Source organism: Solibacillus daqui (genome assembly GCF_028747805.1).
GTDB classification, from domain to species: domain Bacteria; phylum Bacillota; class Bacilli; order Bacillales_A; family Planococcaceae; genus Solibacillus; species Solibacillus daqui.
The window spans coordinates 1,709,081-1,730,244 of sequence record NZ_CP114887.1; the positions used below are offsets into that span (position 1 = coordinate 1,709,081).

Annotated in this window: 20 protein-coding genes and 1 pseudogene; 16 read left to right on the top strand and 5 right to left on the bottom strand. The window is 35.9% G+C overall.

Translation table 11 applies throughout. From position 1 onward, the window contains the following. Positions 1-11: 11 nt before the first annotated feature. The 13 genes from O7776_RS08210 (at position 12) to O7776_RS08270 (ending at position 13,913) form a co-directional block, all read left to right on the top strand. Positions 12-845 (top strand): carbohydrate ABC transporter permease, encoded by an 834-nt coding sequence (locus O7776_RS08210; RefSeq protein ID WP_420802170.1) that lies wholly within the window; start codon positions 12-14, stop codon positions 843-845. 50 nt (positions 846-895) lie between these two features. Then, on the top strand, positions 896-2,413 hold the full coding sequence (locus tag O7776_RS08215; RefSeq protein WP_274310111.1) for a DUF4127 family protein: 1,518 nt from the start codon (positions 896-898) through the stop codon (positions 2,411-2,413). A gap of 41 nt (positions 2,414-2,454) precedes the next feature. Beyond that, positions 2,455-4,032: an FAD-dependent oxidoreductase gene (locus O7776_RS08220; protein ID WP_274310112.1), complete on the top strand. Its 1,578-nt coding sequence runs from the start codon at positions 2,455-2,457 to the stop codon at positions 4,030-4,032. Between the two features lie 16 nt (positions 4,033-4,048). Continuing rightward, positions 4,049-5,227: an alpha amylase family protein gene (locus O7776_RS08225; protein WP_274310113.1), complete on the top strand. Its 1,179-nt coding sequence runs from the start codon at positions 4,049-4,051 to the stop codon at positions 5,225-5,227. A gap of 55 nt (positions 5,228-5,282) precedes the next feature. Then, positions 5,283-5,990 (top strand): alpha/beta hydrolase, encoded by a 708-nt coding sequence (locus O7776_RS08230; protein WP_274310114.1) that lies wholly within the window; start codon positions 5,283-5,285, stop codon positions 5,988-5,990. Between the two features lie 343 nt (positions 5,991-6,333). After that, positions 6,334-7,029, top strand: a complete 696-nt coding sequence (locus O7776_RS08235) for an N-acetylmannosamine-6-phosphate 2-epimerase (RefSeq protein WP_274310115.1) — start codon at positions 6,334-6,336, stop codon at positions 7,027-7,029. A 47-nt stretch (positions 7,030-7,076) separates the two neighbouring features. Further along, positions 7,077-7,955 carry an ROK family protein gene (locus O7776_RS08240; RefSeq protein ID WP_274310116.1) on the top strand — a complete coding sequence of 293 codons (879 nt, stop codon included), beginning with the start codon at positions 7,077-7,079 and terminating at the stop codon, positions 7,953-7,955. A 17-nt stretch (positions 7,956-7,972) separates the two neighbouring features. Beyond that, positions 7,973-8,827 (top strand): MurR/RpiR family transcriptional regulator, encoded by an 855-nt coding sequence (locus tag O7776_RS08245; RefSeq protein WP_274310117.1) that lies wholly within the window; start codon positions 7,973-7,975, stop codon positions 8,825-8,827. 524 nt (positions 8,828-9,351) lie between these two features. Beyond that, positions 9,352-10,146 carry a hypothetical protein gene (locus O7776_RS08250; RefSeq protein ID WP_274310118.1) on the top strand — a complete coding sequence of 265 codons (795 nt, stop codon included), beginning with the start codon at positions 9,352-9,354 and terminating at the stop codon, positions 10,144-10,146. After that, positions 10,143-10,706, top strand: a complete 564-nt coding sequence (locus O7776_RS08255) for a hypothetical protein (protein WP_274310119.1) — start codon at positions 10,143-10,145, stop codon at positions 10,704-10,706. The genes O7776_RS08250 and O7776_RS08255 overlap by 4 nt, the downstream gene beginning before the upstream one ends. Before the next feature lie 58 nt (positions 10,707-10,764). Then, the gene (locus tag O7776_RS08260; RefSeq protein WP_274310120.1) at positions 10,765-11,289 is read left to right on the top strand and encodes a P-loop nucleotide/nucleoside kinase family protein; all 525 of its coding nucleotides are present in this window, start codon (positions 10,765-10,767) and stop codon (positions 11,287-11,289) included. A 200-nt stretch (positions 11,290-11,489) separates the two neighbouring features. Then, complete coding sequence (locus O7776_RS08265) at positions 11,490-12,245, top strand: glycosyltransferase (protein ID WP_274310121.1); 756 nt, start codon at positions 11,490-11,492, stop codon at positions 12,243-12,245. Positions 12,246-12,434: 189 nt separating this feature from the next. After that, the gene (locus tag O7776_RS08270) at positions 12,435-13,913 is read left to right on the top strand and encodes an amidase family protein (RefSeq protein ID WP_274310122.1); all 1,479 of its coding nucleotides are present in this window, start codon (positions 12,435-12,437) and stop codon (positions 13,911-13,913) included. A 207-nt stretch (positions 13,914-14,120) separates the two neighbouring features. On the opposite strand, the pseudogene O7776_RS20310 reads toward O7776_RS08270, so the two are convergent. The 4 genes and pseudogenes from O7776_RS20310 to O7776_RS08290 form a co-directional block, all read right to left on the bottom strand. Next, positions 14,121-14,663: pseudogene (locus O7776_RS20310) on the bottom strand (methyl-accepting chemotaxis protein); the annotation flags it as partial. A gap of 722 nt (positions 14,664-15,385) precedes the next feature. Continuing rightward, positions 15,386-15,772 (bottom strand): hypothetical protein, encoded by a 387-nt coding sequence (locus tag O7776_RS08280; protein WP_274310124.1) that lies wholly within the window; start codon positions 15,770-15,772, stop codon positions 15,386-15,388. Positions 15,773-15,938: 166 nt separating this feature from the next. Next, positions 15,939-16,262 carry a hypothetical protein gene (locus O7776_RS08285; protein WP_274310125.1) on the bottom strand — a complete coding sequence of 108 codons (324 nt, stop codon included), beginning with the start codon at positions 16,260-16,262 and terminating at the stop codon, positions 15,939-15,941. Positions 16,263-16,479: 217 nt separating this feature from the next. Continuing rightward, positions 16,480-16,722, bottom strand: a complete 243-nt coding sequence (locus O7776_RS08290; RefSeq protein ID WP_274310126.1) for a spore protein Tlp — start codon at positions 16,720-16,722, stop codon at positions 16,480-16,482. A gap of 180 nt (positions 16,723-16,902) precedes the next feature. Between O7776_RS08290 and O7776_RS08295 the strand changes: the two genes are divergently transcribed. From O7776_RS08295 to O7776_RS08305, 3 genes are all read left to right on the top strand, one after another. Beyond that, on the top strand, positions 16,903-17,736 hold the full coding sequence (locus tag O7776_RS08295; RefSeq protein ID WP_274310127.1) for an aminoglycoside phosphotransferase family protein: 834 nt from the start codon (positions 16,903-16,905) through the stop codon (positions 17,734-17,736). A 99-nt stretch (positions 17,737-17,835) separates the two neighbouring features. Then, positions 17,836-18,597 (top strand): hypothetical protein, encoded by a 762-nt coding sequence (locus tag O7776_RS08300; RefSeq protein ID WP_274310128.1) that lies wholly within the window; start codon positions 17,836-17,838, stop codon positions 18,595-18,597. A gap of 81 nt (positions 18,598-18,678) precedes the next feature. Continuing rightward, on the top strand, positions 18,679-19,353 hold the full coding sequence (locus tag O7776_RS08305; protein ID WP_274310464.1) for an HAD family hydrolase: 675 nt from the start codon (positions 18,679-18,681) through the stop codon (positions 19,351-19,353). A 61-nt stretch (positions 19,354-19,414) separates the two neighbouring features. Here the strand turns inward: O7776_RS08305 and abc-f are convergent, their stop codons facing one another. After that, on the bottom strand, positions 19,415-20,875 hold the full coding sequence (abc-f, locus tag O7776_RS08310; RefSeq protein WP_274310129.1) for a ribosomal protection-like ABC-F family protein: 1,461 nt from the start codon (positions 20,873-20,875) through the stop codon (positions 19,415-19,417). Between the last annotated feature and the right edge of the window lie 289 nt (positions 20,876-21,164).

Consider the following 21,164-nt stretch of genomic DNA (forward strand, 5'->3'; position numbering starts at 1 on the left):
TGGATAAAGCGATGAAAAATAGAAAACTACTAAAAACCATTCAAAATAAAGTCCTTATTTATATACCGTTAATGCTATTTGCTCTTTTAATGATGGGGCCATTCCTTTGGTTACTAAGTGTTTCACTGATGCCTGGGAAAAATATATTTGCTTTTCCACCTGCTATATTTCCGACATTTATTGATTTTAAAAATTATGTAGATGTTTGGCAGTATATGGATTTCCTTAAATACATATGGAATACAGTCATTATCACATTTTTTGGTGTGGTATTCAGTATTTTATTATGTAGTTTAACCGCATATCCATTAGCTATATTCAAGTTTAAAGGGAAGAATATTATTTTTGTGGCGTTGATTGCTACGATGATTATCCCTGCTGCCGCGGGTCTAGTTGTCAATTATTTAACAATAAATAAGCTTGGTTTAATCAATACATTTACTGGCGTGGTACTTCCAGGCTTAGTAACCGTTTTTAATGTATTTCTATTTAGGCAGGCATTTATGGGGATTCCTAGCGACATTAGGGATTCTGGAAAGATGGATGGTGCCTCTGAATTACGTATTTGGTGGCAACTGATGATGCCGATGATAAAACCAGCGATTGCAGTTGTTGCCTTATTCGAATTTATGGCAAGTTGGAACAGCTTTTTATGGCCAATTATCATATTGAATACAGACAAGTATCCATTAGCTTCTGCTTTAAGTACCCTAAATGGACAGTTTTCTTATAACTTTGGATGGATAGCAGCAGGGACGGTTATCTCTGTTCTTCCTATTATTATCGTATTTTTATTAACCCAAAAATACTTTATGGAAGGCATTTCAGGTGCTATAAAAGGATAGATGGTCTGCTTCTGCTACTTTTAAAACGTCGATTACGAAGGGGTGTATACATGCAAAAAATTGTTTATGTTCCATTAGATGAGCGACCATGTAATTATTCTTTTCCAAACCTTTTAACCGACCAAACGGAAGTAAATCTCGTACGCCCTAGTTTAAATTTAATGGGGGAAAAAAAGAAACCAGGGGACATAGAACAACTATGGGATTGGTTATATAAGGAGTCCATGGATGCAGATGGTCTTATTCTTTCAATAGATACATTATTATTTGGCGGAATTATCCCTTCAAGACTGCATCAATTGTCGTTAGAGGATTGCGAAAAAATACTAAACAAACTTTCAAGAATTAAAGCGGGTAACTCAAACGTAAAAATATATGCTTTTAATCTCATTATGAGATGTCCTCAGTATTCTAGTAATGATGAAGAACCCGATTACTATGAGTACTGGGGAAAGGAAATTTTCCGATATGGCGAACTTTCACATTTAATAGCTGCTAACCTCGCATCAGAAGAAGATCAAAAGGAATATGAAGCATTAAAGTGTCAATTGCCTAAAGAGCATGTTGAGGATTATTTAGCTAGAAGAACGATTAATGTCGGTGTCAATCAACTTGTACTCGAATATGTGAGCAAGGGAATCATTGATTTTCTTATTATTCCGCAAGATGATTCGGCTCCCTATGGTTGGACCGCTATGGATCAACAGGCAGTAAGAGGAGCTATTGCAGCCCATCATTTAGAACTAGATGTCTATATGTATCCAGGCGCGGATGAAGTTGGTTGCACTTTACTTGCCAGAATGTTGAACGCTTTTAAAGACAAGAGACCGTTGATTTATCCGGTATTTTCGAGTAGTCAAGGACCTGCAGTTACGCCACTATACGAAGACAGGCCATTATTGGAGACACTTAAATATCAAATATTAGCTGCGGGGGGACTGATGACGACAAATATGCAAGAAGCGGATCTTGTTTTATTTGTAAATGCACCTGTAGAACCAATGTTAGAGGCTTCCTGTCAAGGGGACCTGAGTACAACTTATCAAGTGAATCGAAATCTTATTGATTTTGTTGAGCAGCTTGAATTCACGGCGAAGAAACGAACTATTCCTTGTATCGTAGCGGATGTAGCTTTCGCGAATGGTTCAGACTTAGAACTATTAAAATTAATGAAATTTAAAAACATTCTTTTCTCATTGGCTGGATATGCAGGTTGGAATACAAGTTCAAATTCATTAGGTACATGCATAGCGCAGGGGATGTTTTACAATATTTTTGGGGAATCACAAGCCCATCGCAATTTTTTAGCATTACGCTATGTAGAAGATGCGGGATATTGTAGCTATGTAAGGAATGATGTAACGAATAACAGATTACCTGAGCTAGGTTACAATTACTTCCGTGTGGATGGCAAAAAAGGGGTCGTTGCTAACATTGTGCAATCACAACTAACCTCATTTATACAAGAGCATCTGATCGATGATGAAAATAGCATACACATCAAGGAATGTACGATGCCATGGAGCCGGATGTTTGAAGTTGGCTTGACTGTTGAACATATCAAATAGGCAGGGAATGAGAAAGCTAGTGACTAAAGGGGGGCTTCTATATGATGAAACAAGAAAATTCGGATGTTATTGTAATAGGTGGAGGCCTAGGAGGTTGTATGGCAGCATTAGCGGTTGCCAAAATGGGCTATCAGGTTATTATGACGGAGGAAACAGATTGGTTAGGTGGACAACTTACTAGTCAAGGAGTACCGCCAGATGAACATCGATGGATTGAGCACTTTGGCTGCACGAGCACGTACCGAGAATTTAGGAATCGAGTGCGTCAATATTATCGTGACAACTATCCACTTACTAAAGAAGCAAAAGAAAATGATTTATTGAATCCTGGCAATGGCTGGGTGAGTAGGCTGGCACATGAGCCTAAAGTTGCGCTAAATGTAATTTCCGATATGCTAGCACCCTATGTAAATAGTGGGAAAATAAAAATTTTATATAACTATAAACCGATAGAGGCAACAAAGGACGGAGATACGGTACAGTCCATCACAGTTGTACATGTCAATGAGTTGGCAAAAATTGAATTGAGTGGGCACTATTTTTTGGATGCAACTGAATGTGGTGATGTCTTACCAATTGCAGGGGTTGAATATGTAACAGGTGCTGAATCTAGATCAATTACTGGGGAACCTCATGCATTAGAAGAATCAAATCCGAAAGATATGCAGTCCTTTACTTATGTTTTTGCTGTTGACTATATAGAAGGTGGAAATTTTGTTATTGAAAAGCCAGAGCAATATGATTTTTGGCGTAACTATATACCAAAGTTCTCGCACCTTCCTTTATTTAGCTGGTATGCAGTAGATGCAGATGATACGACAAAATTAAAGGAATTCACATTATTCCCCAATGAACAACAGATACCCTCTTTGTTTACATATCGGAGAATACTGGATACTAATAATATTGATGGAGCGCTATATGAGGGTGATATATCACTTATAAATTGGGCGCAAAATGATTATTTTCTAGGGCCAATTATTGGAGTTTCTAATGAGGAAATTGAGAAGAACTTAAAAAATGCTAAACAACAAAGCTTATCCCTCTTATACTGGCTTCAAACAGAGGCGCCAAGATTAGATGGGGGAAAAGGTTTTCCTGGTTTAAGACTTCGAAAGGACGTTATGGGTACAGAAGATGGGCTAGCAAAGTATCCATATATTCGAGAATCGAGAAGAATTAAAGCCATGCATACAATAACAGAGCAAGAAGTTAGTAAGGAATTAAGGGGTGACAAAGGCATTTGCACCTATTTCGATAGTGTCGGTGTTGGTAGCTATCATTTAGATCTACATCATACGACGGTAACGAACCGAAGCTTTTATATACCAAACTATCCTTATGAAATCCCGTTAGGTGCCTTACTGCCTATCCGCGTAAAAAATGTCATTCCAGCTTGTAAAAATATTGGCACAACACAAATTACAAATGGCTGCTATAGGCTTCATCCAACAGAGTGGAATATTGGTGAATCCGCAGGATATTTAGTGGCATTTTCTTTGTTGAATCAAGTTACTCCTCATCAGGTAAGACAAGAACAAAAGTATTTGAAAGAGTACCAAACGTTACTTCTTGCTAATGGCGTTCAGCTTCATTGGCCAGAGGATATTGACTTATAAGGAAAGGAAGAACTAAATGGAACAATCGAATATTTTATGGGTAGATTTTTTAGCAAATGCTACTAGATTGCTAGATGCTAATAAAATGAAAGAGTTAATCGAACATGCCCAAAATTGTAAAATAACGCATTTAGTAGTTGATGCGAAAATTCCATATGGATTTACAACATATCCAAGTCAATTTGCCTTCCATGTAAGCGAAATGAAAGATGAACAATATAAGAGATGGGAAGGCCGAGATTTTCTTCAAGAGATGATCGAACATGCCAAAGGGACTGGTTTGAAGGTTATTGCAAATGTTGATGTGTTTTCAGAAGGCAGTGGCATCAATAAAGAAGGAATGGTATATAGCAGACCAGAGTGGAGAGTTACGCACTATGATGAGTCATTTTCTGATATGCCGACAGCTATGGAAAATCATAATGATCCGACCATTTTCGTCAATCCAATTCACCCAGAAGTGGAAGCATACGAATTATCTATTATTCAAGAAATTATTAATCATTACGAAATCGATGGTGTCGTATTAGATCGATGCCGTTATCCGAATATTTATGGCGATTTTAGTCGTTTAAGCAAAGAGAAATTTGAAGCTTACATTGAACAAAAAATAGAAAATTGGCCGACAGATATTATGACAGTGGAGCATAAAAAACCTGTTTTTGGTAAGCTGTTCCCTAAATGGGCAGAGTTCCGAGCAAATAATATTAAGAATTTTGTTAAAAAAGCAAGGAATGTAGTGAAAACAAAAAACACAGATTTAATTTTTACTGTATATGTTGGTTCGTGGTACCCACTTTATTACAATGAAGGTGTCAACTGGGGCAGCAAAACGTATCAGCCATCTTTCGAATGGGTTTCTGATACATACTGCACAGCAGCGTATGCAGAGGAATTTGATTTTATCATGACAGGCTGCTATTACCCAGAAGTCACGATAGAAGAGGCTAAAAACAATCAAAGACCAGCCAATTGGTACAGCGTTGAAGGTGCAATTGAAATGAGCAAAGAAGTGATTAATGGACAAATACCTGTTATCGCTAGTTTGTATTTGAAAGATTATCAAGATAATGTCGAGCAATTTTTGAAGGCTGTAAAGTTATGTAAAGAACAAACAAATGGGGTTATGTTATTTGACACGATCTATTTAGAGGATTATCAATGGTGGGGCGAATTTGAAAGGTTCATAAAATAAAGCACGCAGATAATGAATACGTATATTGCCACGCTGCTAGAAGGAGCTAAATGTATTGAATAAAAGTCATCGTGTGTTCAATAGTTTGCATTTAAATAAAGCGATAAATTATACAGTTCTCACGATGTGTAATGATATTAAAAATGCGTATATAGTATATGTTCAGGACGGATTTGACTATTTGGAATTGGGCAATTTAGAACAAGCTATGCTTCATTTAGTACGTGACAATCCTGAACTAGCACAGCACCTTGTATTTGTGTGCATTCATCCTGGAGATTCGTTTGAAAGATGGGCATCATTTAGTAGCAAGGGTGCGCTATTTCCGCACTATATTCGCTTTATGAACGACGAATTTATCCCCACTTTCGAGAAAAGTTTACAGGTTGAAGTGATTTTAAAAAGAGGGCTATTAGGAGATTCGTTGGCAGGTAATATTAGTTTAAATATTGCATTGGACAACCCGGATCGATGGACGCATTTAATGCTACAATCTCCTGCGGTGTCAATAGAGGATATAGGGCGAATAGGGAACCTGAATCTTTCGGGGTGGCATGTATATCAAACTGTTGGTATTTACGAAGACGAATTTATTACCCCCATGTCAAACGAAAAATTATATATTTTGACGAGAAACCGTCAATTGTATAAACGCTTTCTTTTACACAGCGCAAATGTGAGCTATAAAGAAACGCAAGACGAACATCTTTGGCGTGTTTGGGAAAATGATTTATTTAATGCATTAAGATTTTTTGTCATGTAGGCTTCTGTGTTGAGCTGTTTTTACCGGAAATTATGCTCCTCAGCACTGATTTCGGAATTTCAATTTTCCAATTGTTAAAAATGTGTATTTTAATTATGCAAAATACAGTCGGTGTTTGTTTAGCCATAATAATTATGAGGAACATTAGATGAAGGTTAATTTGGCAATCGGCAACCTCAACCTTAACCTCAACAAATTAAGACAGCTCTATATATTGAATAAAATAACTGTCTTTTTATTTTCATCGAAAATACGTAAGGCCGGGAGTAAAGCACCTGCTTTACTCCCGGCCTCTTTAAGAGACGCGGAAGATGTAATATTTTTTACGTGGAGATGTATGTAAATGAATAAAAAACAAAGAATTTTTAGTCGTATTCATGGACAATTAATCGTTTCATGTCAGGCGCTTCCAGAAGAACCCCTTCATAGCCCTTATATTATGAGTAAAATGGCTTACGCTGCAATGCTTGGAGGGGCAAAGGGGATTCGAGCTAATAGTGTGGAAGATATTAAAGAAATGAAAAAGGTTGTTGAACTGCCGATTATTGGCATTATTAAGCAGGTGTATGAAGGGTCGGATGTATTTATAACACCGACAAATAAAGAAATTGAACTTCTTTACGTGGAAGGTGTAGATATTATTGCACTCGATGCAACGAAAAGGATTCGACCTGACGGAAAGACAATCAGTGAAGTATTCCCTGAAATTAGGAAAACGTATAAAGAGCAAATTTTTATGGCGGATTGCTCGACCTACGAAGAAGCGAAAGAGGCTTATGAATTAGGGTTTGATTGCTTAGGTACAACATTGAGCGGTTATACCGAATATACAATGGGGCAGCAATTACCCAATCTACCGTTAATGGAAAAATTAGTACAGGATTTCCCGATCCCTGTCATTGCGGAAGGGGGAATTTGGACGCCGGAGCAACTGAAGCGCGTTTTCGAAGTAGGCGTTCATACAGCTGTCGTTGGCACAGCGATTACGAGACCTATGGAAATTACCAAAAGATTTATTTCTGCCATAAAAGATGAATAAAAAGGGTAATATTCTGCTAGAAAAGATAGTTGTAGAGGATGACGGAAATGAAAATATTAGCAGCTGATATTGGCGGAACATCTATAAAAGTTGGTATCTCAAATAAAGAGGGTAAGATTGAATTATTGAAAGCGTTCGACACGGAAAGTGAAAAAGGTGGAAAATATTTAGTTGAAAAACTAATTAAGATAATAAGTGAATACGAGGACTTTGATGCGATAGGCATTAGCACTGCTGGGCAGGTTAATAGTATAGAAGGTTCGATCATTTATGCGAACGACAATATTCCAAACTATACCGGCACACAATTAAAGAAAATTTTAGAAAATCACTTTAAAGTTCCCGTTAAAGTTGAAAATGATGTATATGCAGCCGCTTTAGGCGAACAGCACTTTGGGGTTGCCAAGGAGTTTAATGATTTTTTATGTTTAACATATGGTACAGGTATTGGTGGTGCCATTGTACTGAATTCGAAATTATATAAAGGGTATACCGGTTTAGCAGCAGTGTTTGGGCATATCATTACCCACCCTTTTGGAAATAAGTGTAACTGTAGCAAGGCAGGTTGCTATGAAACATACGCCTCGACAACCGCTTTAATTAAAAAAGCACAGGAAATACATCCTGACGTAGTAAATGGTCGTCTATTTTTTGATCGATTAGCTGAGGGAGATAAAAGCCTCGCAAAAGTTCTTCATGATTGGGTTGAAGAAGTAGCATTAGGCCTCACATCCCTTATTCACATTTTTAACCCACCAGCAATTATTATCGGTGGCGGCATAATGGAGCAGGAAAGTGTTGTCAATATGGTATCAAGTAAAGTTAGAGAGTTGACGATGGAGTGCTTTTCAGATGTGAAAATTATGAAAGCCTCCCTTGGCAATAAGGCTGGACTTCTTGGTGCAGTGTCACTTCATCAAAATTGAAAATAAAGGAGTTCAACATGGGAAACCAAGATATTTTTTCACTCATTCATTCAAGGTATAATTCATTCACGAACACAGAGAAAAAAGTGGCTGACTATATTCTTGAAAATATGAAAGACGTTATTTACATGTCCATAACGGATTTAGCAGACGCATGCAATGTAGGGGAATCCAGTGTTTTTAGATTTTGCAAAACGATGGATTTGAAAGGATACCAAGAATTTAAAATTGTTTTAGCACATAGCATTTCCCTTGATGACGAAACCCCACAACTATCCAGCGTTATTACTTTGCAAGACACGATTGGAGAGTTAGCTTCTAAAGCATTAACCTCAAATGTAAATGCACTAACAGAGACGTATAATTTAATGTCAGAAATTGATATTTCCGATGCCGTTGAAAGTATGGTACAAGCGGAAAGGATTCATTTTTTTGGGGTAGGTTCCTCCTTAATGACCGCAATGGAAGCGAAAAACAAATTTATGAGGATTACGAATAAAACGGAATGCTCGATCGATTCACATCTTCAAGTAATGTCCGCTGCCTTAATGACAGAAAAAGATGTAGCAATCCTCATTTCCTATTCAGGTTCAACAAAAGATACGATCGAAGTGGCAAAAGTAGCAAAAGAACGCGGCGCAAAAATTATTTCCATTACAAGATTCGCAAAATCCCCTTTGACGAGCTTCTCGGACATTACTTTGCTTTGCGGTGCGAATGAAGGCCCACTTCAAGGAGGGAGTTTATCTGCAAAAATCGCGCAACTGTATCTTTTAGATCTTCTCTACTTTGAATATTTTAAACGAACGATTACGGAAGCAGTTCCCAACAAAGAACGAACTGCAAAGGCTGTTATTGAAAAAATGCTATAACGTAAAGATCTATAAAGTTGGTTAATTAAACTGTTACGAAAAGTCAGGACCATTTTGACTGATCGTAATAGTTGTAACTTGATACAGTAGAAGTCCCCCTGCTTCTACTGAATCAAGTTAAGGCCCGGCGAATTCGATTAAGGCGAAACAAAACCAGGTGTAAGAACAAATGCAATTTATTCAAGAACAATTCTTTCTAAATAAACGGGAAATTTAAAGAGGGCGAGATTTTTACGTAATATTACTTACAGTATAAATAAATGATGAGCATCTCCAAATAGGATCGAGTGATTCAACTAAGGAGATGCTTTTTTAGGTGGTAAAAAATACACTTCCGATTGTAATGGAGCCTGAAGATAAAAGGTATTATTAATGAGTATCATATATTGTAATTGGAGTGTGAAGGGAATTACTTGATTTTTTAATGTATGGATAACGATGCCTAATTCCATTTTTTGTTATAAAATAAAATATACATAGTTTTGATTTTATTCAATTACAAATAACTGGATAGGGGGAGAAGGTTGAAAAAATTATTGGTGATTCTTGCTGTTGTTGGGCTTTTCCAATTTGCGAGCATTGTTTATTATGAATCAAAAATGCTGGAGAAACCGATTGTGATAGCTACTGAAGTCAATGGTGATACGAATCAAATTAACATCTCGTATATTTCGAATTTGATGCGACCGAGTGAGTTGCAATCCATTGAAATTGATGGGATGCACTTCTATCCGGGGCAAAATGATTGGTTTATGTATAATCCTTCAATGCAGCCAATTCAAGACCAAAGCTACGCCAAGTATGCGTATTATGCGATTTTTGCCCCAACCATTGGGCTACAAACGAAAGAATTAGCCAATCAATTAGCAAACGCAACAGAGGGAACATTGTATTTTACAGATGGCTATTCAGAGAAAGTCACGCTAACACATCGAAAAACAGCGCATAACGATTTCTTTGAATTTATCAGAAGCTCAGCTGGATCAAATGGCACGGAGGCACGCTATCGGCTAAGTAAATCATTTACATTAACGGATGTGAACGTGGTGGAGGATAGGGTCGAACTGACAAGCTTCCAAATTAATAACAAGGAAGTGTCGCTACCTTTAGTGCAACCGATTGAATTAGATCGAAAAGATACGATTTTTCTTGCAACAACAGATGGTATGTCACGCTTTCAAATGGACCGTTTTACGATTAACTTAGTTGGATTAGATGAATATAACAATGAAATCATATTAACTCACAGCAATAGTTTAAATAGTCTTCCAAGTGCAGAGTGGGTAGAAAGGGTTGTTAAGGAGCGTGGGGAAAAATGAATTTTCATAGACGTATCGTAATAGGTGTGCTATTTCAATTAATTGATCTTAATATCAGTGGCATTGACATCATTCCCGATTTTATTGGCTATTTAATAACGGGATTTGCGCTTTCGAAGTTGAAAGTTCCTTACGCAGCAATGGGCATGTATTGCGCGGTGCTATTGACGGTGAGTTCATTTGTCGAACTATTTCTGCCAAAAACACAGGGTATGTATTTATATGAACCAGTCGCGTTCCCGATGCAAGTAGTAACGATTGCCATCGGATTACTTCATATTTTCTATTTAGCCTGCATTTTTAGTGTGTCAAAAGAAATTGTACCAACGAAAAAAAATGTTTTTCCGATGCTATTTATTGGCATGCATCTGTTGACACAACTATTAATTTCAGTAGGCATCCATTTGAATGTCAATGAGGTGGAAAATTATATTCCTATTTGGATCTTTATCTATCTACTTTTCTATGTCTTTTTCTTTGGCTTTTTATGGCGAAGGGAATATATAGAGCTGGAGCTTCAACAGAAAAACAAACAGCCTTTACCGAGTAACTCGTTGTAAGTGGCATGAATGAGAGTAGAAACGTCATTTTGGAATAACTTTGTAAAGGGGGAGTACGATGTTTTTTGTTCAAATGTCAGGGTTTCCTGGTTCGGGAAAGTCTACATTAGCGCTTGAAATTGCCAATCGAACGGGCTGTATTATTGTAGAACATGATGTTACGAAAACGGCATTATTACAGTCGGTGGTTGAATGCGAAATTGAAGAAAACGCTACCGGTAAAATTGCCTACAATACGGATTTTGCATTAGTCGATTTTTATTTAGCACAGGGGAGAAGTGTCATTTTAGATAGCCCCTGTTTATATAGTGAAATCATTGAGAGAGGTACTGCAATTTCTCGCAAATATGAAGCCAAATACAAATATATCGAATGTTATCTCGATGATTTTTTCGAGATAAATTGTCGTTTAACAAGTCGTCAAAAGCGATTAAGTCAAATTTCTGAGGTGAAATCAGTCGAGGTATTTCATAACGCACTTAAGCATTGTAAAAAACCGCTTAATAACGATTTCCTTACGGTAAATAGCAAAGAACCATTAAATTCTTATATAAATCAAGTAATGGAATATATTCATAAGTAAACTTGCTACAAAGTTAATCAAAAGGAACTTTGCGTTTATTGGATAAATAGTATGCTTAAAGTTTTAGTTATTGACATATTTAAGAAAATATTAAATTTCTATAATTCATATAATTATTTAAGGGGAAATCATTAACTCTTGTTTGTTTCAAGTTGCAGTTACGGAAAACAAATTATTTCATTTGAAGGGGGAAATATTGTATGAACGAAAAAGATAACTCTGCAGAAAATAAAGAGGATATAAAAATTTCAATTATAATACCCGCCCATAATGAAGAAAAGTATATTGGAAAATGCCTAGCATCGATTTCAAAAGCCTCAAAATTATTTGAAAATCAAGTTGAAATCATTGTTGTGTTAAATCGATGTACAGACAGAACGGAAGAAATTGCAAAATCTTATAACTGTATCGTAATAAGGAATGACGATAAAAACCTATCTAAGATTAGGAACGCAGGTGTTGAAAAAGCTAGAGGAGAAATCATCGTTACAATTGATGCAGATACACAGATGAACGAACATTTGTTGTCTAAGGTAGAAGAGAACTTAATGTCTGGAAAGTACATTGGCGGCGGAGTTACAGGGAAATTTGACAGAATGTCTTTAGGAATTTTTGTTTCATCTTTGTTATTAATTGGGCCACTATTATTTAAATACGGAGCAATTTCTGTGGGAATCTTTTGGTGCTACAAAGAAGATTTCAAATCGATTAATGGATTTAATGAAGATATGCTTATGGCAGAAGATGCAGATTTTGCTAAACGATTAAAAGAGTGGGGAAAAAAGAAGGGAAAAAAATTCGGGACGATTCAAAATGGGATGATCACTTCAACCAGAAAGTTTGATAAACATGGAGACTGGGTTTTGCTTAAACGTCCGAAAATGATCTTAGCTTATCTTAAGGGAAAAGACCAGAAATATGCAGATGAAGCATATTATGAAAATCAAGATAGGTAAAAATAGAAGTACCATTAGATTGTTCAAAAGTTAAACAGGGAAACAGATTGTGAAATAATGTACTTAACAAAGAAGAAGTGTTAATCAAAGAAGGATTAACGCTTTTTTACTGAAGTAACAAACCCTTTATACAAATACAACCATTTATAAAGGATTAAAATACATAAAAATAAGGACTGGTTAACTAGAATGGAGATAACTTTTAAAAGCTTTTTTAGGGAAGAACTGTCAGTAAAAGAGATTCAAGAAGGTATGGCTAAAGGAGAAATAACTTCAAAAGAATTAGTAATGTATTATTTGTATAGAATAGCAAAGTATGATCAGGATGGACCAAAAATTAATTCTATGCTTGAAATAAATCCTGATGCGATATTTATTGCAGAAGCACTAGATAATGAAAGGCAATTAAAAGGTGTAAGGGGACCTTTACATGGTATTCCAGTTGTACTCAAAGACAATATTGAAACGCATGATTCGATGCACACAAGTGCAGGAACTATTGCATTAGAAAATAATTTAGCTAATCAGGATGCATTTCTTGTAGAAAAGCTCCGAGAAGCAGGTGCTGTTATATTAGGAAAGGCAAACATGACAGAATTAGCAAATGGAATGTCCAGTGAAATGTGGGCAGGGTACAGTTCTAGAGGAGGACAAACATTAAATCCATATGGTGATTCTAAACTTTTTGTTGGGGGCTCTAGTTCGGGGTCGGCAGTCGCAGTTGCTTCAAATTTTTCAATGTTATCTGTTGGAACTGAAACAGATGCATCAATTCTTAGTCCTGCAATTCAAAACTCGGTAGTCGGAATTAAACCCACTGTTGGTTTATTTAGTCGAAGTGGCATAATTCCTTTTACATATTCTCAGGATACTGCAGGTCCCTTTGCTAGAACCGTTGAAGATGCTGCCATTTTATTAGGCGCATTAACAGGTATTGATAAGAAAGACGTTGCTACATATAAAAGTGAGGGTAGGTTACATCAAGATTATACAAGCTATTTAATTCCGAATGGATTAAACGGTGCTAGGATTGGAATTTATAATAATGCTCCAAAAGAATATTATGAATCCGGTGAGTATGACGAACATTTATTTGAAAAAGCTATTCAAGTTTTAATTGAACAAGGTGCAACCGTTATTAAAGACATCGAGATTCCTTCTTTCCATAGAAAATGGAATTGGGGTGTAACCTTATATGAATTAAAGCATAGTCTAGATAATTATCTTTCTAAATTGCCATCTCATATGCCGGTACATTCAATTTTAGAATTAATTCAGTTTAACAAAAGTATAGAAGGAAAAGCATTGAAATATGGGCAGGACAAATTGGAAAAAAGAGTGGAATTTCCTAAAACACTAAGAAATCCTGAATATTTAAATTCAAAAATTGAAGACTTATATTTTTCTCAGGAACAAGGAATTGATTATGCATTGAAAAAGTATGAATTAGATGCAATTCTTTTCCCTTCATACATTGGGTCTACAATTAGTGCTAAAGCTGGATATCCATCTATAGCTGTACCAGCTGGATATATGGATAATGGAAGGCCATTTGGTATAACTTTTTCGGGCACTTCCTTTAGTGAAGAAGTTTTAATAAAATTTGCATTTGCATTTGAACAAGCAACTAAGTTCAGGATGGCTCCAAAGTTGGATGAAAAGTGTTAATACCTTATCCACGTTGGGCGCGATTGTTCAATAACACTTAGATTTTCAAACGACTTTTCTACTTTTTTTAGGATAGTGAAGTATCTTCAATTAAAAATTAAACAATTAACCCCGTCCTAAATTAGAACGGGGTAAGCTTGTTTAATCTTATAAAATTAAACAACTTTATTTTCATTTCACAATTGTATTAATTAATATTGATAAAAATTAGTTTTCAATTGAATATTGCTTCACCTTGTCAACCGCATTTAAAAGCTTGACGGTCACAACATCCGATTCTTCGATATGCTGCATCAGGATGGTATTTGTTTCGTCAAAAATGGAAGTTGATCGCTTAAAATTATTAAGCACTTGTTCATTCGACTGCTTTTGTTTAGTAATTAAACTTAATAATGAGTGAATCTCAACCTGTACATTGTCAATCATGCCTAGTAAATGATCAATTTTATCAGATGTTTCAGAAGTTGTTTTCATACCTTGTTCAACGATGTGCATATTGCGACTTGTATTTTCCGAAACCTTTTCAATTTGTAACTGCGTGTCCTTTGTTAGACTTACAATATTTTCTGCGCTTTGTTTTGTACTTTCCGCTAATTTTCTCACTTCGTCTGCTACAACAGCAAAGCCCTTGCCATGCTCTCCAGCACGTGCAGCTTCAATTGAAGCATTTAACGCCAGTAAGTTTGTCTGGTTAGAAATCGTACTAATGACCGTTACGATGTCCTCAATTTCCTTTGAACGAATACTTAATTCGTTCATATTATGAGCCGTTTTTTTCGATTCTTGCCCTAATTCATCAATGATTGATTTGACGTCTGCTACGGCTTCGTGACTTTTTTGCGAAACGTCCACCATCACATTTGATACCTCAATTAAATTACTGCTTTTATTTAGCGCATCAATCGAAATTTCATTGGATTGATGCGTACTTTGTTCTACCTGATTAAATTCCGCAAGAATATCCTTCACCATTGCACCCAATGTAAGATGCTGGCTATTTACTTTGTCATGCTGCTCAATCGCTAAAATAAGCTCTTTATGTAGTTCGTTTAAAAAAATCTGAAACGCATGATCTTTTTTATCTAATTTGGAATTTAAATCATCAATTTTTTGCTTAAATAAATCGATATCCTCTTTTTTTGATGTGAAAATAGAAAGCATTGTCGTACCTCCATAAGATGTATTTACTATATATCTTTTTGGAAAAGTATAACATAAATTTCCTATAATGAGCGGATGTATAGTTAATTCATTTGAAAAAATTGTGACGAAATTAAAGTATTTCACAAATTAGCACTACTTTATTTCTATAATTGCTATTTCTTACGTACGTATTATGAATGTATAGAGCAAAATACACTAAAAAACTAATTCCATACGCTTAAAATTCGAAATTAAATAGAAAAACATACAACGCTTCTTTTCACAGAAGGGCTGTATGTTTATGTATTTGATGCTTATCAAATTAACAATTACTCATACCAAACCTCAAATTCGATTTCCTTTCCATTTTCAAAGATATGAATGGTTTCATATGCTTTATCTAATTTAAGGGCATAGACAATATCGTCAATTTCATCTGGTGTTTGATCGTCTTTATGAGTAATTTGTACATTTAAAAGATTGTCCGCTGGCTCTATCTCAACAGATACTGTACCAGTCGCATTTAATAATAAATAACTCGTACCGGTTTCGCTGTAAATAAACGACGCAAATTTATCATCTTCTGTTATATCAACTAATGATTGCACGTCCTCATTGACATTTTCAACCTTGTCAATCGTTGGACCTTTTGTTTCTTTTTCACTACATGCCGCAAGTAATACTATGGTTGTAAGTACTAATAGCCATTTATTCATTTTTGTCACCTACCTTAGCTTAACGCTACCATAACTCATTAAATACATGCCACTATAAACCATTCAAAATCAAATAGAAAAAAGGCATATGAAATACAGTAATTTCATATGCCAGGGTGAATATTGGTTTAAAAATACTTCTAGTCAGTTCATTTATTGTGTTAAATTAACCTCTAAATATGCTCATAATAGAACTGAATTGTTTGATCATATTAAGGCCATTATTAATTGTCCCCATATGACCTAAAATCGTATTTAAATGATCAGGTCTTTCTGTAGGACCTTGCATTGGCATTTGCTGATATGGCGAAAAAGGCTGCTGTCCCTGCCCATAACTATAGGGGTTTTGCGGATAAATTGGGTAATTAGAATTTCTTGGTGGTGGAAATGAATTTTGCATTTGATATCCAAATGGTTGTCTAGCAAAAGGGGGAGGCCCAAATTGCTGCCCGGGCATATACATTCTATTTTGTCGCGAATAATATGTCAAAGTGCTCACCTCCAATATAAAATAATTTTCAAAATAGTATATGTTGGTATGCTATTTCAACCTAGACGTTCAAAGGACTTTCAAATTCTAAAAAAGCAGCATAATTTTACTGTTATTCTTCTTCGTTTAAATTGTAATTAAAAAGCCTTCTATCTGATGATTCTCAAGATAGAAGGCTCTTTGTGACGCAGTTAAACAATTTTGGTCACAACGCAAGTTATTTATATTCATTTTTTCGGGCTTGTAATGCTTTTTTCTCCCTTAATTGCTTTTCCATTTGGGCAATTGCCGATTTGCGGTGCGCGTTTTTCTCCTCTAAATGTTCTAGTTCCTCGGGTGTTGCAAATTCCATGCTAATTTCTGCTTCTTGAATATTTTCCTTCGTATTATTAATCATTTTCCCTACACTAAGCGCATTTTTTGATGGCTTATTAAAGGTGTCGTGTCGGTCGTTTTTCAAATTTTTTTCCTCCTAAATGATAATTAATTTCTTTAATAGTTTGTTTTTCTTTGTAGTATTTATGCAGATAAAAAAATCTTCAATTAATTACTGTATATGAATCTCGCTTTTTAAAATTTTGCAAAACAAATCGTAAATGTTAAAATATTCCTTTGAACTAAATGTAGAAAGGGAGAAGGCATGAGAGAAATAAAACTCTATGATATTACTAAAGGCTTTTCAAAGGATAAAAAATACGTCGCGGAGATGAACGGTGAAAAAGTAGTGGTGCGCTTATTTGATAATCAGGAACGTAAAGAACGCGAATATGCGGTAATGGAAGAGGCATATGGACATGGTGTAAATTGTGGGAAGCCGATTACGATTGAGACGGGCAAAATGGTGTCATCTTTTATAGAAGGAATCGATGGGGAAGAAGCAATTCATACGCTATCCGCTCAGCAACAGTATGATCTTGGTGTTGCAGCAAGTGTAGACTTACGTAAAATTCATACGATTGAGGCGAGTGAAAATACTTGGTATGAAGGTCAGATTGCGAAATACCGCCGATACATAGCGCGCTATCAGGAACTGCCACTGAAAATTGAAGGGGATACGCAAATTATGCAGTTTATTGAGGAGCGAATCCATTTGATGAAAGACCGCCCGAGCGTACTACAGCACGATGATTTTCATTTACCGAATTTGATTGTGAATGATGGGCACTACAACGGCGTTATTGATTTCGGTAGATTTGATTACGGTGATCCAGTGCATGATTTTATTAAGCTTGGGATGTTTAGTGCGGAACTCAGTGTGCCGTTTTGCAAAGGTTTGCTTGAGGGCTATTGTAACGGTCAGCCGAGCGCAGCGTTTTGGGAGCTTTACGCGCTCTATTTAGCGATGGGTGTGTTTTCGGCCATTGTGTGGGGGCAACTGATGGAGGATGGAGCGAATTTATTGCAGCATGCCAAACGTTTTACTGCCGACCATGATGGATTTACGCGCGTAGTGCCGAGGTGGTATCAAGAATAAAATGGGACAAAGAGCTGATTGGAAGGAAGGGTAATTTAAATCATTTTTTGAAAACTTCATTATATTAATAAAAAAGATCGCGGAAGGATGTAATTTACATTGAAAAAAGATATAAGTGCGGTGTTATTGTTGAGTGCCGTCATGTTTTCAGGGTGTAATACAGATAATGGTGGAGATAACGTACAAAAACAAGATTTTAATGAGATATCAAGTGAACAACAAGTAACAAAAGGGGATATAATAGATGCCAAATTAATAGGATCATCTGAAAACAAAGAAGTAAAACTATATGAAAAAGCAAATGGCGTAAAACTTGTTATGAATGGTAAGGTAAAAGACTTTAACTGGGAAAACCCTGGTGATACAGGCACTGACCCACAAGTATTTTATAAAGATGTTACAGGTGATGGAGAGAAAGAAGCTGTTATTATTCTAAAAACAGGTAGCGGGACAGAGCTAAGTCTTTATGATATACATATCGTGGATAAGGATTTACATGAAATAAAGGTACCAAGTTATGAGGAAATTGTTGGGAATCATATGGAGTCAAAAGTTGTAATAAAAGATGGAAATACATTAGGGATAACAGTGAAAGCACAAGGGGAAGAACATAATTTTGATTTTGCTATTGATCCACAAACAGATTTAAAGTTAGAGCAGGATGAACTTTATTTCGGTGGTCAAGTCACTTATTTTTTAGAAAATCAAAAGATAAAATTGAATTTTGTAGGATCTGTTGGAATATACGCTTCACCAACATATGTGGTTGATATTATAGTTACCTATGAATTCGATGACACTGAGAATGAATTTATTGTGAGTCAACTAGATGTTAAACCTGTGCAAAATAATAAAGAATAAACATTTCATTGGATGAAGTAATGGACAAAGTAATAATCAAGAAATCAAAGGGAGGAAAGTTATTTGGGAAGATATAAAGCAATGATATTTGATTTAGATGATACCTTACTTGATAGGGATAAGGCAGTAGTTCAAATGTTTTTAGTAATTTTAGAAAAATGTTATGAAGGCGTTAATCATTCATTCAAAAACGAAATGCTACAAAAATTCAAAGAATACGATAAGAGCGTTTATGGTTACGGGGATAAAACCAAAATGTTAGAATCATTTTTTGATGAATTCCCACCTAAACATCGATTGCCTAGCGATAACATTCAGGATTTTTGGAATAATAATTTCCCTAATTGTTTTTCGATTAGCCAAGATACCCTAAAACTTTTAAATACTCTAAAAACTCAAGTAAACATTGCAATTATTACAAATGGTGTAACTCAGAGACAGAAAGCAAAAATAATAAATACTAATTTAAATAGTTGTTTTGATATAATACTTATTTCTGAAGAAGTAGGTTTTAGCAAACCCGACAGGCGCATATTTGAATTAGCGTTGAAAAAGCTTAATGTCCAACCAGAGGAAACTTTATTTGTTGGGGATGACCTTGAAAAGGATATAAGCGGTTGTCAAAATGTAAACATAAAGGGGATATGGTTCAATCCTCTTGGAATCGAGAATAATACCGAAATAAAACCGTATGCCGAGATTAATTCTTTAGATAGACTATTAGATTTTAAAATAATAGGTACACAATTGAAATGATCCATTTGTGTACCTACACGACAAAATTGCAAGTAGTTACCTTCTATTGCAAAACTACTATTTACTTTTCCACCTCAAGAGAGATTACCTTTGTTGCAACGGATTCTACGAACGTAATATCATGCTCGACAAATAACAACGTAGGCTTAAAACGTGTAATCATTGCCTCGATTTGCTGCTGATTAAACACATCTAAATAGTTAAGCGGCTCATCCCAGACATATAGTTCGGCAGGGGATCCTAGTGATTTTGAGAATTCTACCTTTTTCTGCTGGCCATTACTCAAATGTTCGATCGCGACATTAAATTCATCACGGCCAAAGCCTAAAATGCGTAAGTTATTTAGAAATAATGTGTATTCAATATTGTGCGCATTAACAAAATCCTTGAGCATTCCAACATTATCAAAATGCTGCTGACGAATTACACTTTGCGACAATCCTTGAGGCATATAAACTTCTCCATGTACTTCGCCCGTAAATGTACCTTGTAAAAACGATAATAGGGACGTCTTGCCGCTACCATTGGGCCCAACGATTGCTACTTGCTCACCTTGTAGCACTTCAAACGTAAGTGGTTTGAACAGGGGCACACCGTCATAGCTTAATGTAAAATTCCTTACACGTAGCACCGGGTTACGGTGGCTGAACTGACGGTTTATCGTTAAATCACTGATCGATTCAATATTCTTCAAGAGCTTCGTTTTTTCCTCGATTTTTTCAGTTGTACGTTTTTCGATGGCTTTGGCACGTTTATTCATACGTCTCGCAATTGCATTCCCAAATGGGTCATTGCCAGATGGTTTTTCACGTTGCGCCGCCCAATCAGATTTTTCACGCGCCGTTTTTTGCAAGCGGTCAATTTCAGATTTTAGCGCGCGGTTTTGTTCAAGCTCAAACGCGTCTTGTAGCTGTTTTTGCTGTTCGTACGTAGTGAAATTTCCTTTATATAAAGCAATTTGACTTTTTTCAATTACTAATAGATGATCGACCACCTCATCTACAAATGCGCGGTCATGGCTAACGACAATGAAGCCTTTTTTCTTTTGTAAATACTTCGCAACAGTTGCGCGCGCTTTTCGATCTAAATGATTTGTTGGTTCATCGAGAAGGGGAAAGCGGTGTTCCTCACAAAAGAGAGCAGCCAGTAATACCTTCGTTTGCTCACCGCCCGAAAGCTGTTCAAATGGTTGCCATAATAGTGCTTTATCAAGACCGAGCAACTGGCACTCTCGCTCAAGCTTCCACAGCTCAACAGGCGTCACTTCATCAATCGCATAATACGTAATGTTGTTCGGATCACGGATCGTTTGTGGGAAATATACAAATTCCTCATCACTAAAAATTTCACCGCGATACGATAATTTGTTCATAAGCATGTTTAATAATGTTGTTTTACCACGACCATTGCGACCGATTAAGCCGAGCTTCCAAGATGTATCCAGCGTTAAATTGACATCGTGAAATAACGCTTCATCTAATGTATCATAGCTAAAATGGACATGTTTGAATTCGATTGGCATATAGCATACCTCCAAATAAATAGATAATGATTCTAAAAGTTTGAAAGTATACGCATTGACACCTTTGAAAAAAACGGGATGTTTTTTTCAAGTAGGAGGATTAAATTGAATAGTGAATAGTTTTATGCAATAAAAAAATCCTCCTGAATAGTCAGAAGGATTAGTAAGTATACGTAAATAAGCCGAAAAAACGGCATTATCAAGGTATGATAAATGGGCAGACTAATCCTATTTTATGTGAAAATGCGTATACATTTTACGTGTAAAATAGAATTATAATTTCATCGGC